A 13,989-nucleotide genomic window follows, 5' to 3' on the forward strand; every position below is an offset into this window, starting at 1 on the left:
CCCCACCCCCCCCCGACCCCCCCCACCCCCCCCCCCCTCCCCCCCCCCCCCCCCCCCCCCCCACCCCCCCCCCCCCCCCCCCCCCCCCCCCCCCGCGCTGGACAGCGTGTCCATCGGCTTTCCGCGCGGGACGTTCACCGCCATCATGGGCCCGTCCGGCTCCGGAAAATCCACGCTGCTGCAGTGTGCGGCCGGCCTGGACCGGCCCACCGAGGGGCGGGTGATGCTGGCCGGCGTCGACATCGGCCAGGAGAGCGAGAAGGAACGCACCAAGCTGCGGCGCGACCACATCGGCTTCGTGTTCCAGGCCTTCAACCTGGTCGAATCACTCACCGCGGCGCAGAACGTGGAGCTTCCGTCCCGCTTCGCCGGGCGCCGGGTCAGTCGTGAGCAGGTCGACTCCGCGCTCGCCGCGGTCGGGCTGGCGGAGCGGGCCAGCCACCGGCCCAGCGAGCTGTCCGGTGGTCAGCAGCAGCGTGTCGCGCTCGCCCGCGCCCTCGTGACGCGGCCGGACGTGCTGTTCGCGGACGAGCCCACCGGTGCCCTGGACACCACCACCTCGCGTGAAGTACTGCAGATGATGCGCCTGCTGGTCGACAAGGAGGGGCAGACCACTCTCATGGTCACCCACGACCCGATGGCCGCCGCCGTCGCCGATGTGGTCGTGTTCCTCAAGGACGGCCGCATCGCGGACCGGATCAGCCTCAGCCGTGACTCCGACGGCCGCAACGCGGCCTCGATCGCGGCGCACATGGCGAGCCTGGAGGCGTGATGCTGGTCTTCGCGAATGTCCGTGAACGCTGGACCAGCTTCCTGGCGGCCTTCGTCGCAGTGCTGGTCGGTGTAGCCCTCATCACCACCACCCTGATCATCTACGACTCCTCCCGCCCCAAGGTCCAGTCCCGGCTGTCGGCCGCTACCGCGCTCGCCATCCCCGACCAGGCGGTCAACCAGGACAAGACCCCGGAAGACCGGGTGCCGTGGAGCGCCGACGAGGCCCAGCCGCTGATCGACAAGCTGGGCGCGGTGCCGGGCGTGGCCTCCGTGGTGGTGGACCGCTCGTTCTACGCGCAGGCCTTCCTCGACGGCAAGCCGGTCGAGGACGAAGGAGCCCTGGTTGCGGGGCACGGCTGGTCGAGCGCACGGCTCGCCCCGTACAGGCTCGTCACGGGACAGGCGCCGGCCGCGGTCGACGAGGTCGTCGTGGACCGGGCGCTCGGCGTGGCCGCAGGCAAGAAGCTCACGGTCAACATCACCGAAGGGCGTACCGAGTTCCGCGTGGTCGGCACCGTCGACGGGCCGGGCTACTACTTCACCGACGACTTCGCCGCGCGGCAGGAGCCGGGCGTCGGTGCCATCGCGCTCCTCGCCGACAAGGGCGTGTCCGCCGGCGACATCAAAGCGGGGGCCAAGAGCGTCGTCGGCGACCGGGGCACCGTGGTCTCCGGCGAGGACCGCTCCGCGCTCCAGCCGGAGTACGTGGAGCACAAGCGGTTCCTCGGCACGCAGCTCATCGGAGCCATGGCGACGCTCGGTCTCTTCACCACCGTGTTCGTGGTCGCGTCCATGCTGGCCCTGGCGACCGGGCTGCGGCGCCGGGAGATCGGCCTGCTGCGCATGATCGGTGCGTCTCCGCGCCAGGTGCGCCGCATGATCCTGGGCGAGGCGGGCCTCATCGGTCTGGCGGGCGCGCTGGCCGGCTGCCTGGTGGGCATCGCTGCCGCGCCACTGCTCCGCACCATCCTGCAGCGCCTCGCCGTGACGCCGCCGGAACTCACCGTGCGGGTGGCGATGTGGCCGCTGTTCACGGCGGCCGCGATCGGTGTCGGCGTCAGTGTCCTGGGGGCCTGGTCGGCCAGCCGGATGGCCGCACGAGTGGCACCGATCGAGGCGCTGCTGGACAGCAGGGCGAACGCCCGGACAATGGGCCGCGCCCGCTGGATCGGCGGCCTGATCGTGCTCGGCCTCGGTGTGGTGCTCGCGATCGGGACGGCCACGGCCGGCGCCGACACCCGGATCAACACGGCAATCTTCGCCACCATGGTGCTCATCGTGGCGGCGGCGCTGCTCGCTCCGGTGTTCGTCGGCCCCGTCGGACGGGCCCTCACCTCGCCGTTCAAGCGGCTCGGTTCGGCCGCTCCGCTTCTGGTGCGGGCGGAGCTCCGCGCCAACTCCCGCCGGGCGGCGTCACTCGCGGCCCCGGTGATCGCGGCGGTCGGTTTCGCCGTCCTGCTCAGCGGCATGGTGGAGACGATGCGTGTGGCGTACCCGGCGGGCGACGCGCTCAAGCTCACGGGACAGGTCGTCGTGACGCCGGACAAGACCCCGGGCAACACCGACGAGGTGGTCGCCGCCAACCCGGTGGGCAAGGCCGTGCTGCCGACCCGGGCCTTCGTCCACGACAAGGACGGCACGCTCACCGTCATTGACGCGCTCGGCTCGCGCGACACGCGCTGGAACAAGCCGGGCCAGGCGGTGCTCGGCGAGAAGATGGCGGACTTCCTCGGTGTGAAGGCCGGTGACGAGCACGCGGTGAGGTTCGCCGACGGTGCCGCGGTGAAGGTGCGCATTGCCCAGGTCCTGCCGGACGACGCCGGCCGAGGCGACTTCCTGTTGTCCCGTCAGCTGGTACGCGAGCACGACCCGGCCGCGCTCACCGACGACATCTTCGTTCCGTTGAAGTCGAAGCCCACCTCGGTGGTACCCGGCACGGCCGTGCACGACGCGGTGCGGTTCGCGCTCGACGACTACGCCACCGACTCGAAGCTGACCGACAGCCTCGCCGTCATGCTGATCGTCATCGCCGTCGGCTACAGCGGGATCGCCGTGGCCAACAGCATGGCCATGACCGCGCACGGCCGGCGCCGCGACTTCGCCGTCATGAAGTCGGCCGGCGGTACGATACGGCAGCTCCTGCTGTTCTCCGTCGCCGAGACGACCCTCGTCGTCGCCGTCGGCTCGGCCCTCGGGGTCCTAGTCACCCTGGGCCCGCTGGCCGGCATGGCATCCGGGCTGTCCCAGGCGACCTCCGCGCAGGTCGGGCTGCACCTGAACCTGTCCACCATCGCCGCGGTGATCCTCGGCTCCCTAGTGCTGGCGATCGCGGCAAGCGTGGTCGTCACCTGGCGGACCATGCGTCGGGAGGCGGCGTAGAACGGCGGCGCGCGGCACACGGGCCGGGGCCCGCGCCCCGGCCTGTCGTCTCCGTACGGGCGCTCGTGGCGCCCGGCTCCTGGAAGTGGGAGCCCGATCAAGCCCGCGAGAGCGCTGTCCGCCGTGCCTGTGCCGGCCTGCTGAAACGGCGACGACACCGTGCTCGGTGGGGCGCTGGTCCGGGAGGGCCCCGGATCCCATGGTTGTGCAAAACGTTTTGGATACCTAGCTTGTGCGCCATGAGCGACAGAACGCCTCCAGCGATCGGCCGCCTCCTGGTGAGGGGCTGCGATGTGCTGAGGGTCCCGCCGGAGGGCGAGTGCGAGATTCTGCGGGCGCAGGACATCGTCGTGACGGACGGCGTCATCGAGGCGGTACGGCCGACCGGCAGCACCGGCAGCACCGGCAGCACCGGCAGCACAGGCCCGCGCGGCACCACAGGCCCGCGCGGCACCACCGGCCCGACCGGCACCACCGGCCCGACCGGCGCCTCCGGCCCGGGCCACGTGGCGGACGTGATCGACGGGCGTGGACTGCTGGCCGTACCCGGCCTGGTCAACGCGCACACGCACAGCCCCATGGTGTTGATGCGCGGCGCGGCCGAGGACGTGACGGTCGAGGGCTGGTTCAACGACCGTGTCTGGCCGATGGAGTCGAACCTCACCGCCGCAGACGTACGGATCGGGGCCCGGCTGGCCTGCGCGGAGATGATCCGCTCCGGTGTCACCACCTTCGCCGACCACTACTTCTTCCCCGAGCAGATCGCCGAGGCGGTCACCGAGACCGGCCTGCGGGCCGACATCGCGCCCACGTACTTCAGCAGCCGCGGCGAGGCAGCCCTTGAGGACACGGTGAAGTTCGCGGAAGCCTGGCACGGCCGTGCCGACGGCCGGGTCACCGTCTCGCTCGGGCCGCACGCCCCGTACACCGTCGACGACGGCGACCTGCGGACCCTCGCCGGGCACGCCCGGCGGCTCGGACTGCGCATGCACATCCACGCCGCCGAGCACCTGGAGCAGACCCGGTCCAGCCTGGAGCGGCGCGGCATCACCCCGATCCGGGTGCTGCACGAGACCGGGGTGCTCGACGCAGGCGCCCTGATCGCGCACGGCTGCGGGATCGTCGAGGACGACCTGCCGCTGCTGGCCGAGTACGCCGGCACGACCGCCGTGGCCTGCTGCCCCAAGGTCTATCTCAAGCACGCCCTGTCCCCGCTCACCCCGGTCCGCGACCTGCTCGACACCGGGGTCACGGTCGCCGTCGGCACGGACGGCGCCGCCGGTCACAACACGCTCGACGTGTGGGAGGCGCTGCGGCTGGTCGCCCTCACCCAGAAGCAGGCGGTACGGGACGCCACCTGGATGACCGTCTCCGACACCCTGCGCCTGGCCATGCGCGGCGGGGCCCGAGCCCTCGGCCTGCAGAGGGAGATCGGGGCGCTGGAGCCGGGGATGCGCGCCGACATCGTCTTGGCCGACCTGTCGGGTCTGCACTGCCGTCCGCTGCATGATCCGCGTGCCGCGCTGGTCTACAGCGCCCGCGCCAGTGACGTACGGACGGTCGTCGTCGACGGCCGCGTCCTGATGCGTGACGGCCGGCTGCTCACCGTGGACGAGCCGGCGCTGCTGGCCGAGGCCGACACCCGGGTGGCCCGGATCCTCGACACCTCCCACGGCAGGGCGGTGCAGCACTATGACCCCTGAGCCGTACGAGCGGGCGGCGGTCCGGCGCCCCGCGTCGATCAAGGACGTGGCCGCCGCGGCAGGCGTCAGCGCCACCACCGTCTCCCATGTCCTCAGCGGCAACCGGCCGGTCAACGAGCACACCGCCGCTCGGGTCCGCAGCGTCGTCAACCGGCTCGGCTACGTCCCGGCGTCGCTGGCCCGCAGCCTGCAGGCCGGCTCCACCTCGGTGATCGGCCTGCTGATACCGGACATCAGCAACACCTTCTTCGCCGAGCTGGCCAAGGGCGCCGAGGACGCCGCCCATGACCTCGGCTACGGCCTGATCCTGTGCAACACGGAGTTCGACGCCGACCGCGAGGACCGCTACCTCGGCATGATCCGCAGCCGGTTCATCGACGGCATGGTGTACGCCTCGGGGTCCCCGCCGTCCCGGCGGAGGCTGGAGGCCCTCATGGGCAAGTTCCCCATCGCGCTCGCCGACGAGGAGGTCGAGGGCCTCGAAGGCGCCCTCATCGCCACCGCCGACCACGAGGCGGGCGGGCGGCTGGTGGGGGAGCACCTCCGGTCGCTCGGCCACCGCCGGGCGCTCATGCTGACCGGTCCGCGCGCTCTGAAGAGCAGCAACGCCCGTGCCGACGGTTTCGTACGGGCCTTCCGGGGCGAGGTCGTGGAACGCGTCGGCGACTTCAAGGAGACCTCCGGATACGGCCTCGTCGCCAAGCTCCTCCAGGAGGGCGGTCTCCCCGAGGGCTGCACGGCCGTCTTCGCGGCCAACGACCTGATGGCCTTCGGCGCCCTCCTGGCGCTGAGGGAGGCGGGGCTGTCGGTGCCGGAGGACGTGTCGGTGGTCGGCTTCGACGACATCCGGGCGGCCTCGCTGGCGCATCCGCCCCTGACCACCGTCCACCAGCCGGCCTACGACGTGGGCCGCACCGCCACCGCGCAGCTCCTCCAGTACGTCACCCGGGGCGAGGTCCCGCCCGCCTCCCGGCACACCCTTCCCGTCGAACTCAAGGTCCGCGGCAGCACGGCACCCGCCGCCAGCTGACCCTCACCTGACCCAACTTCCCACGCACTGCACGGAGTTGCCGTGCCGCGCGGCAATCCCCCCTGCCCCGAAAGGCGGTTCGCCATGCCCAGAGTGCTCGTTGTCGGCGAGTCGTGGTTCACCTACACGGTCCACCAGAAAGGCTTCGACGCCTTCCACACCGCCGAGTACACCGAGGGCGGAGGCGCCTTCCTCGACGCGCTCCGCTCACGCGGCCACGACGTGACCTACGTGCCCTCGCACGAGATCCCGACCCGGGTCCCTGCCACCGCCGCCGGCTTCGACGCGTACGACGTCGTCGTCATCAGTGATGTGGGCGCCAACAGCTTCCAGCTCGCGCCCGAGACCTTCCACCACTCCGTTCCCGCACCCGACCGGTCCGAGCTGGTGCGCGGCTTCGTGGAGCGGGGCGGCGGGGTGCTGATGATCGGCGGGTATCTGACCTTCAGCGGTATCGACGCCCGTGCGCGGTGGGGGCGCTCCCCGCTCGCCGCCGCCCTGCCGGTGACGATGCTGGACCGCGACGACCGGGTGGAGCTCCCGGCCGGTGCCGTCCCCGAAGTGGTGGGCGAACACGCGGTCGTACGAGGGCTGGAGCGGTCCTGGCCCGCGCTGCTCGGCCTCAACGAGGTCGCCGCGCGGCCGGAGGCGTCGCTGCTGGCCGAGTGCGCCGGGCACCCCCTGCTCGTCGTCGGCGGCCACGGCGCGGGCAGATCGGCGGCGTTCACCTCCGACGTGGCACCGCACTGGGCGCCGCCGCCGTTCCTGGCCTGGGAGGGGTACGCCGAGCTGTGGGACCGGCTGGTGCGCTGGCTCGCGGGAGCGGAGCTGTGACGCCGGGACAGGCGACCTCGTCCGTCACCGGCACGCCCCATATCGCGGCCCGGCCGGGCGACTTCGCGCCCCTCGTCCTGATGCCGGGCGACCCGCGCCGCGCCCGGCGGATCGCCGAGACCTTCCTTCAGGACGCGCGGCAGGTCACCGACGTACGTGGCATCCTCGGCTACACCGGCAGCCACCGGGGCGTGCCGATGTCGGTGCTCGCCTCCGGCATGGGCATCCCGTCCGTGACGATCTACGCGACGGAGCTGTTCCGCCACTACGGCGTACGCAGGATCGCCCGGGTCGGCACCGCGGGCGCGATCCCGGCCTCGGTGTCCGTACGGGACGTGGTGGTCGCCTCCGCCGCGCACACCGACTCCAGCCTCAGCCGCGTCCTCGTGGACGCCGTGACCCTCTCCCTCGCCCCCTCCTACAGGCTTTTGCGCGCCGCCGCGGACGCCGCCGAGCGGGAGCTCTCCGGGTCCGAGGCCGTGCACATCGGACCGGTCTTCAGCAGCGACCACTTCTACCTGGACCGCCCCGCCCTCTTCGACGCCCTGGAGCGCCGGGGCACGCTCGCGGTCGAGATGGAGGCGGCGGGACTGTACGCCGTGGCCTGCGCGGAGGGCGGTGAGGCCCTGGCGGTGCTGACCGTGTCGGACCACCTCCGCACGGGTGACGCCCTCACGGCCGAGGAACGCGAGACGGATTTCGATCGGACGCTGCGCATCGCCGCCACCGCGCTGCTCACCGATGACTGAAGTTCCCGCGACGGCAATCAAACAGAAACCGGGTGGCGTAGCCAAAACGTTTTGCACTTTCTACTGTCAACGCAGTCGCTCACTCGGCGGCGAAATGATCAGGAGATCGATGATGAGATACGGAAGAAGCGCCGCCACCGTGGTGACGGTGACAGGGATGCTCGCGCTGGCAGCGTGTGGAGGATCGGTCGGAGATGATTCCGCTGCCGCCTCCTCCGGCAAGCCGCGGATCAAATTGGTGATCAATGGCGGGCTGGGCGACAAGTCGTTCTTCGACTCCTCCTACGCGGGCCTGCAGCGGGCCACGAAGGATCTCGGCTACCAGCTCAAGGTGGTGGAGCTCGGCTCCGACCGCACCAAGTGGGAACCCGGCTTCGAGGACGCCGCGTCGGCCGACGACTACGACATCCTCGCCGCCGGAACCTTCGACGTCACCGACTACGTCGGCAAACTCGCCCCGGAATTCCCGGACAAGAAGTTCTGGGTCTTCGACGCCCCGGTCGACTACAGCGGCAAGGACGGCTCCTGTTCCAACAAGTGCGAGAACGTCTACTCCGTCACCTTCAAGCAGAATGAGGGCGGTTATCTCGCGGGATTCCTGGCCGAGGAGCTGGTGGCCGCGAAAGCCCTCAAGGGAACCGAATCGCTGAAGAAGGTCGGCGTCATGGGCGGAGTGAAGATCCCGCTGATCGAGGACTTCGTCGTCGGCTTCAAGGCGGGGTTCCAGGCCGCCGGCGGTAAGAACTCCGACGTCCTCGTCCAATACGTGGGCGGCGACAAACCGTTCGGCGACCCGGCCAAGGGCAAGGAGATCAGCACCGCCATGTACGGCCAGGGCGCCGTGCTGGTGTGGCCGGTCGCCGGGCTGTCCGGGCTCGGCACCTTCGAGTCGGCCGTCAGCGCCAAGCGGTACGCGTTCGGTGTCGACTCCGACCAGTACCAGACCCTCACCGACCAGGCGCAGAAGAACACCGTCGTCACCTCCATCCTCAAGAACGTCGGCAACGCCCTGTACGAGGCCGCGCAGAAGGACCGGAAGGACACCCTGAAGTACGGCGCCGTCTCCACCGTCGGCCTCGCCCAGGACGCCGTCGGCTACGTGAACGACGACCACTTCAAGGAGTTGGTGCCCGAGACGATCCGTACCGAGGTCCAGGAAGCCGCCGACAAGGTGAAGTCCGGCTCCGTCACGGTGCCCAGCGCCCTCTAACCGAACGGCCGTGATGATGAACCAGCCATGGGGCAAGGACGGACCGGCCGTCGCCGCCCGCCAGGTCACCAAGACCTACGCCAACGGGGTGCGCGCCGTGCGCGCCGTGGACCTGGAGGTCCCGCCGGGCGAGATCCGGGCGGTCGTCGGTGAGAACGGCGCGGGCAAGTCCACGCTGATGAAGATGTTCTACGGCCTGGAACAGCCCAGTGCGGGCGAGATCCTGGTCGGCGGACGCCCGCGCGTACTGCGCGGCCCGGCCTCGGCGATCGCCCTGAGCGTGGGCATGGTGCACCAGAACCTCATGCTGGTGCCGTCCTTCACCGTCGCCCAGAACGTCGTCCTCGGCGTCGAGCCGGGCCGCCGCGGTCTGGTCGACCCCAAGGCGGCCGTGGAGACGACCGCCCGGCTCGCGGAGGAGTCCGGACTCACCGTCGACCCCAGGGCGCGCGTCGACGAGGTGTCGGTCGGGATGCGGCAGCGCACCGAGATCCTCAAGGCGCTCCACCGGCGGGCCCGCGTATTGATCCTCGACGAGCCGACCGCGGTGCTCACCCCGCAGGAGACCGAGGACCTGTTCGCCGCCGTGCGCCGGCTGCGCGACGGCGGGATGACCGTGCTGTTCATCTCGCACAAGCTGCGCGAGGTACGGGAGATCAGCGACCAGGTGAGCGTGATGCGCGCCGGCTTGCTGGTGGGCACGGTCGCCACCGCCGGCGCCACCGAGCGCTCCCTCGCCTCCATGATGGTCGGCCGGGACCTGGCCCTGGACGTGGACCGCACCCCTGCCCGTCCCACAAAGACCACCCTGCGGGTACGGAGCCTCCGGTACGAGGCCCCGACCGCCCAGTCCCTGCACGACCTCGATTTCGACGTCGCCGCCGGAGAGATCGCCGGCGTGGCCGGCATCGAGGGCAACGGCCAGAGCGAACTCGCCGAGATCCTCGCCGGGTTGCGCCGCCCCACCGCGGGCACGGTCCACATCGACGGCACCGACACGGCCGGTCTCGACGTGGCAGGACACCGCAGGGCCGGCATCGGCTACGTACCGGAGGACCGGCTGCACAACGGCGCCGCCCTCGACGCGTCCATCGCCGACAACCTCGTCGTCGACCGCCACGACCGACCGCCCCTCGCCCGCCACGGTGTCCTGCACCCGGGTGCCGTGCGCACCCACGCCGAGCAGCTGATCGACCAGTACGCGATCCGCACGCCCGACCCGTCGGTCCCGGTGAGCGCGCTGTCCGGCGGCAACATGCAGAAGGTGATCGTCGCCCGCGAACTCTCCGCCGGGCCACGCCTGTTGGTCGCCTCCCAGGTCACCCGCGGGGTGGACATCGGCGCCATGCGGTTCATGTACGAGCGCCTGGTCGACGCCCGCGACGCGGGCGCCGCCGTCCTGCTGATCTCCGCAGACCTGACCGAACTCCTCGCCCTCTCCGACCGGTTGCTCGTCCTCAAGGACGGCCGCCTGGTCGCCCGGTTCGACGACACGACCGGCCTCACCGAGAAGCGGGTCGGGCTCCACATGCTCGGCGTCGAGGAGCACGACCGCGACCGGCTCACGGCCGGCCTGGAACACCTCACGACGGGACCGGACGACCTCACGGCCGGTCCGGAAGACCTGGGGGAGACCCCGTGACCACCACTCCCATGACGGCGATCGAGACCGAGGACCGCCGCCAGTACCGAGCCACGCGGCACCGCGACTTCGCCGTCGACCTCAGCATGGCCCTGGCCACCGTCCTGGCCGCCCTGGCCATCGGCTTCCTCGTCATGCTCGCCACCGGCAACGACCCGGTACGGGCCTACGAGGTGATGCTCACCGGCCCACTGGAACGCTCCTTCCGTGTCGGCCGCTGGCTGGAGGACGCCACCACCCTCACCCTGCTCGGGCTGTCGGTCGCGATCCCCTTCCGCGCCCGGCAGATCAGCCTCGGCGCCGAGAGCCAGGTCTACGCCGGTGCGCTGGCGGCCGCGACCGTCGCGGTCTTCGTGCCGCTGCCGCCCGTCGTCGCCGTGATCGTGCCCATGGCCGCGGCCGCCGCCGCGGGCGCCGGAATGGGCCTGGTGCCCGGCGCGATGAAGGCCCGCCTCGGCGCCAACGAGATCGTGGCGACGCTGATGCTCAACGCCATCGTCGTCCGCGTCTACGACTACCTGGTCAACGGCCCGCTGAAGGAGTCCGGCAGCGGCGCCGTGCACTCGAAGTCCATCCAGCCCCATTCCGCCCTCACCCCGCTCAGCGACTGGTTCGGCGTCCCGATGGGCCGGGCCAACACCGGCCTCGGGGTGATGCTGCTGACCGCCGTCGCCCTGTGGCTGCTCATCACCCGCACCCCGCTCGGCTACCGCATCCGGATGACCGGGGCCAACCCCGACTTCGCGGCGTACGGCGGCATCCGCGTGCCGCGGGTCATCGAGTGGAGCTTCGTCATCGGCGGCGCCGTCGCGGGCCTGGCCGGAGCCCACCTCGTCCAGGGCGTGTACGGGCGACTGGAACCCGGGCTCGCCGGAAGCCTCGCCTTCGAAGGGATCGTGGTCGCCCTGCTGGCCAGGAACAACCCGCTGGTCGTCGTGGTCGCCGGACTCTTCTACTCCTACCTGCGCGCCGGGGGCGACATCATGGAACAGCAGACCGACGTCGGCACCGAGATCGTGGTGGTCATCCAGGCGGTCATCGTGCTGCTGGTCACCGCCCAGGCCCTGCCGAACCTGCTCAAGCGGCGGCTCGCGCGGAGGCAGGTGGGCGTCCGATGAGTTCCGTGCTCGACGTCGTCCTCAGCAGCGCCTTCCTGGCGGCCGTGCTGCGGATCGCCACGCCGTACCTGCTCGCCGCGTTCGGCGGGCTGGTCGCCGAACGCGCCGGCATCAGCAACATCGCCCTGGAGGGCCAGATGCTCTCCGCCGCCTGCACCGGTGCGCTCGTCGCCGGCTACAGCGGCTCCGTCGCCCTGGGCGCGCTGTGCGGCGTAGCGATGGCGACACTCCTGGGCCTGTTGCTCGCCGCCCTCCGCCTGGAACTGGGCGCGGACGCCATCATCGCGGGCATCGGCCTCAACCTCCTCGCCTCCGGCGGCACCGCCTACGCCGTCTACAGCCTCCTCGACGACAAGGGCGGCACCTCCGGCCTGAAGAGCGGCAGCCTGCCGGCCGTGACCCTGCCGGGTGTCGAGAACGTGCCGGTGCTCGGCGATGTGGTGAGCGGCCAGAACATGATCACCTGGCTGGCCTTCCTGGTCGCACCGTTCGTCGCCTGGCTGTTCTACCGCACCCGCTTCGGCTTCCACCTGCGCGCGGTCGGCGAGATGCCCGACGCCGCCGAGTCGGTCGGGATCGCGGTACGACGCGTCCAGTACACGGGGCTCGCCCTCAGCGGGGCCCTCGCCGGACTCGCCGGGGTATTCCTCAGCATGGGCTACGTCTCCTTCTTCGTCCGGGACATGACGGCCGGCCGCGGCTTCATCGCCCTCGCCGGGGTGTTCCTCGGCGGCCTGCGGCCCTGGGGTGTCTTCCTCGCCGCGCTAGGTTTCGGAGCGGCGGAGGCACTGGCCGTGCAGCTCGGCACCCTCGATGTACCGCCGCAGCTGGTGTCGACGATCCCGTACGTGATGACGCTGGTCGCGCTCGCCCTGTACGCCTGGAGCCGCAAGCGCCGGGGCCGTGCCGTGCCGACCGCTGCCTCACTCTGACGCCTCGGCAGCGCCCCTCCCCCCGACCACATGGCTTTCCCGCTCGTCCGCGCCTTGCCGAGCGAACGGACCGGCGAGCCATGCCCGCACGCCCGTGCGGGCCCCCTTGGAAGGACACCCATGCGCCACAGATCCCCAGCGCGCCGCAGCCGCGCGCTCCTCGCCTCCCTCGCCGCGGCCGGCCTCCTCGGCAGCCTGCCCCTCACGAACGGCTTCGCGGCGGAACCCGAGGCGGACACCTCCGCCAAGCCGCAGGACGTGCGGCTCCTCGACACGCTCACGGTCCCCGCCGGGACCACGGAGTTCGGCATGCCGTTCGGCGGGTTGTCCGGCATCGACTACGACCGGCGGTCCGGCGAGTACGTCGCCCTCAGCGACGACCGCTCGGAGAACGGCAAGGCCCGCTTCTACACCCTCCGACTGCCACTCGACGGTGCGGCCTTCGCCGGTGACAAGCCCGCCCTCGACGGCCTGACCGTGCTCGCCGACACCACCGGCGAACCCTTCGCCCCCAAGGCGGTCGACCCCGAGGCGATCCGCTGGACCCCGGGCGGCAAGAGCCTGCTGTGGACCAGCGAGGGAGCCTCTTCCGCCGGGCAGCCCGCATTCGTCCGGGAGGCGACCACCTCCGGTGGGTACGAACGCGAACTGCCGCTGCCCCAGGCGTACGCCCCCGTCCGCTCGGCCTCGGGCACACTCACCGCCGGGGTGCGCAACAACCAGGCCCTGGAAGGGCTCACCCTCTCCCCGGACGGGCGCGAGGTGGTCACCATCACCGAGAACGCCCTCGTCCAGGACGGCCCCGCGGCCGGGCTGACCGTCAAGAGCCCGTCCCGCCTGCTGTCGATGGACCGGCAGACAGGGAAGCCGGAGACCGAGCACGTCTACGAGGTCGACCCGATCTCCGACGCGCCCACCGCGCCCCTGCCCGCCCCGGTCGGCACGTACTCGGCGGACCGCGGAGTCTCCGAGATCCTCGCGATCAACGACACCGACTACCTCACCGTCGAACGCTCCTTCGCCTCCGGTGTCGGCTTCTCCATCCGCCTCTACTGGACCAGCACCATCGGAGCGACGGACGTAGGCGGCAAGGACGCCCTGTCCGGCACCGAGAAGCCCATGCCGAAGAAGCTGCTGTACGACTTCACCACCTCGGGCACCGACGCCGACAACGTCGAGGGCATCACCTGGGGGCCGCGGCTGCCCGACGGCTCCCGCTCACTCGTCCTCGTCGCCGACGACAACTTCGGCTTCAACGGCAGTGTCACGAAGTTCCACCTGCTGTCCGTCCGGCCGGATCTCCTCGCCACCCGCACCCCGGACGTCAACGATGACGGTGCTGTGGACGCCAAGGACCTGGCGGCGATCCCGACCGCCGGCGCGGCCGGAGACCTCGACGGCAACGGCCGTACGGACGCCGCCGACATCCGGTTGTGGATCTCGTACACCCGCGCCTTCCCCACGACGCAGAAGCCGCCGTCCACCGTCGACGTCCAGCTGTTGTCCTTCACGACTTCCACGGAAACCTGGAGCCGCCCGCCGGACGCGACGCCTACGGCCTGAACTGCGGCGTTGGGGGATTTCGAATCCGACGTCCTGGAAGATCCTCCGCGACTGC

Annotated in this window: 11 protein-coding genes; all 11 read left to right on the forward strand. The window is 71.4% G+C overall.

Translation table 11 applies throughout. The features are described 5' to 3' along the window. The first annotated feature begins 97 nt into the window (after nucleotides 1–97). The 11 genes from AC067M_RS12895 (at nucleotide 98) to AC067M_RS12945 (ending at nucleotide 13,934) form a co-directional block, all read left to right on the forward strand. Entirely contained in the window at nucleotides 98–772 is a 675-nt protein-coding gene (locus tag AC067M_RS12895) for an ABC transporter ATP-binding protein (RefSeq protein ID WP_478697113.1), read from the forward strand. Then, nucleotides 772–3,153: an ABC transporter permease gene (locus tag AC067M_RS12900; protein WP_478697050.1), complete on the forward strand. Its 2,382-nt coding sequence runs from the start codon at nucleotides 772–774 to the stop codon at nucleotides 3,151–3,153. Before AC067M_RS12895 ends, AC067M_RS12900 begins: the two co-directional genes overlap by 1 nt. 239 nt (nucleotides 3,154–3,392) lie before the next feature. Then, complete coding sequence (locus AC067M_RS12905; RefSeq protein WP_478697051.1) at nucleotides 3,393–4,856, forward strand: amidohydrolase; 1,464 nt, start codon at nucleotides 3,393–3,395, stop codon at nucleotides 4,854–4,856. Next, complete coding sequence (locus AC067M_RS12910; protein ID WP_478697052.1) at nucleotides 4,846–5,886, forward strand: LacI family DNA-binding transcriptional regulator; 1,041 nt, start codon at nucleotides 4,846–4,848, stop codon at nucleotides 5,884–5,886. The genes AC067M_RS12905 and AC067M_RS12910 overlap by 11 nt, the downstream gene beginning before the upstream one ends. A gap of 84 nt (nucleotides 5,887–5,970) precedes the next feature. After that, entirely contained in the window at nucleotides 5,971–6,720 is a 750-nt protein-coding gene (locus tag AC067M_RS12915) for a glutamine amidotransferase (protein WP_478697053.1), read from the forward strand. Continuing rightward, on the forward strand, nucleotides 6,717–7,469 hold the full coding sequence (gene deoD / locus AC067M_RS12920; RefSeq protein ID WP_478697054.1) for a purine-nucleoside phosphorylase: 753 nt from the start codon (nucleotides 6,717–6,719) through the stop codon (nucleotides 7,467–7,469). Before AC067M_RS12915 ends, deoD begins: the two co-directional genes overlap by 4 nt. A gap of 112 nt (nucleotides 7,470–7,581) precedes the next feature. Next, nucleotides 7,582–8,679: a BMP family lipoprotein gene (locus AC067M_RS12925; RefSeq protein WP_478697055.1), complete on the forward strand. Its 1,098-nt coding sequence runs from the start codon at nucleotides 7,582–7,584 to the stop codon at nucleotides 8,677–8,679. Nucleotides 8,680–8,692: 13 nt separating this feature from the next. Further along, nucleotides 8,693–10,321: an ABC transporter ATP-binding protein gene (locus AC067M_RS12930; RefSeq protein WP_478697056.1), complete on the forward strand. Its 1,629-nt coding sequence runs from the start codon at nucleotides 8,693–8,695 to the stop codon at nucleotides 10,319–10,321. After that, the gene (locus AC067M_RS12935) at nucleotides 10,318–11,439 is read left to right on the forward strand and encodes an ABC transporter permease (protein WP_478697057.1); all 1,122 of its coding nucleotides are present in this window, start codon (nucleotides 10,318–10,320) and stop codon (nucleotides 11,437–11,439) included. The genes AC067M_RS12930 and AC067M_RS12935 overlap by 4 nt, the downstream gene beginning before the upstream one ends. Further along, complete coding sequence (locus tag AC067M_RS12940) at nucleotides 11,436–12,371, forward strand: ABC transporter permease (RefSeq protein ID WP_478697058.1); 936 nt, start codon at nucleotides 11,436–11,438, stop codon at nucleotides 12,369–12,371. Before AC067M_RS12935 ends, AC067M_RS12940 begins: the two co-directional genes overlap by 4 nt. Before the next feature lie 120 nt (nucleotides 12,372–12,491). Then, complete coding sequence (locus tag AC067M_RS12945) at nucleotides 12,492–13,934, forward strand: esterase-like activity of phytase family protein (RefSeq protein ID WP_478697059.1); 1,443 nt, start codon at nucleotides 12,492–12,494, stop codon at nucleotides 13,932–13,934. Nucleotides 13,935–13,989: the final 55 nt, after the last annotated feature.

The sequence above is a fragment of the Streptomyces sp. NPDC043427 genome (assembly GCF_056436655.1).

Bases quoted from the DNA above. Each gene is read 5' to 3' on its own strand.
- AC067M_RS12900 (WP_478697050.1), top strand. From the start codon at position 772: ATGCTGGTCTTCGCGAATGTCCGTGAACGCTGGACCAGCTTCCTGGCG.
- AC067M_RS12905 (WP_478697051.1), top strand. From the start codon at position 3,393: ATGAGCGACAGAACGCCTCCAGCGATCGGCCGCCTCCTGGTGAGGGGC.
- AC067M_RS12910 (WP_478697052.1), top strand. From the start codon at position 4,846: ATGACCCCTGAGCCGTACGAGCGGGCGGCGGTCCGGCGCCCCGCGTCG.
- AC067M_RS12915 (WP_478697053.1), top strand. From the start codon at position 5,971: ATGCCCAGAGTGCTCGTTGTCGGCGAGTCGTGGTTCACCTACACGGTC.
- AC067M_RS12925 (WP_478697055.1), top strand. From the start codon at position 7,582: ATGAGATACGGAAGAAGCGCCGCCACCGTGGTGACGGTGACAGGGATG.
- AC067M_RS12930 (WP_478697056.1), top strand. From the start codon at position 8,693: ATGATGAACCAGCCATGGGGCAAGGACGGACCGGCCGTCGCCGCCCGC.
- AC067M_RS12940 (WP_478697058.1), top strand. From the start codon at position 11,436: ATGAGTTCCGTGCTCGACGTCGTCCTCAGCAGCGCCTTCCTGGCGGCC.
- AC067M_RS12945 (WP_478697059.1), top strand. From the start codon at position 12,492: ATGCGCCACAGATCCCCAGCGCGCCGCAGCCGCGCGCTCCTCGCCTCC.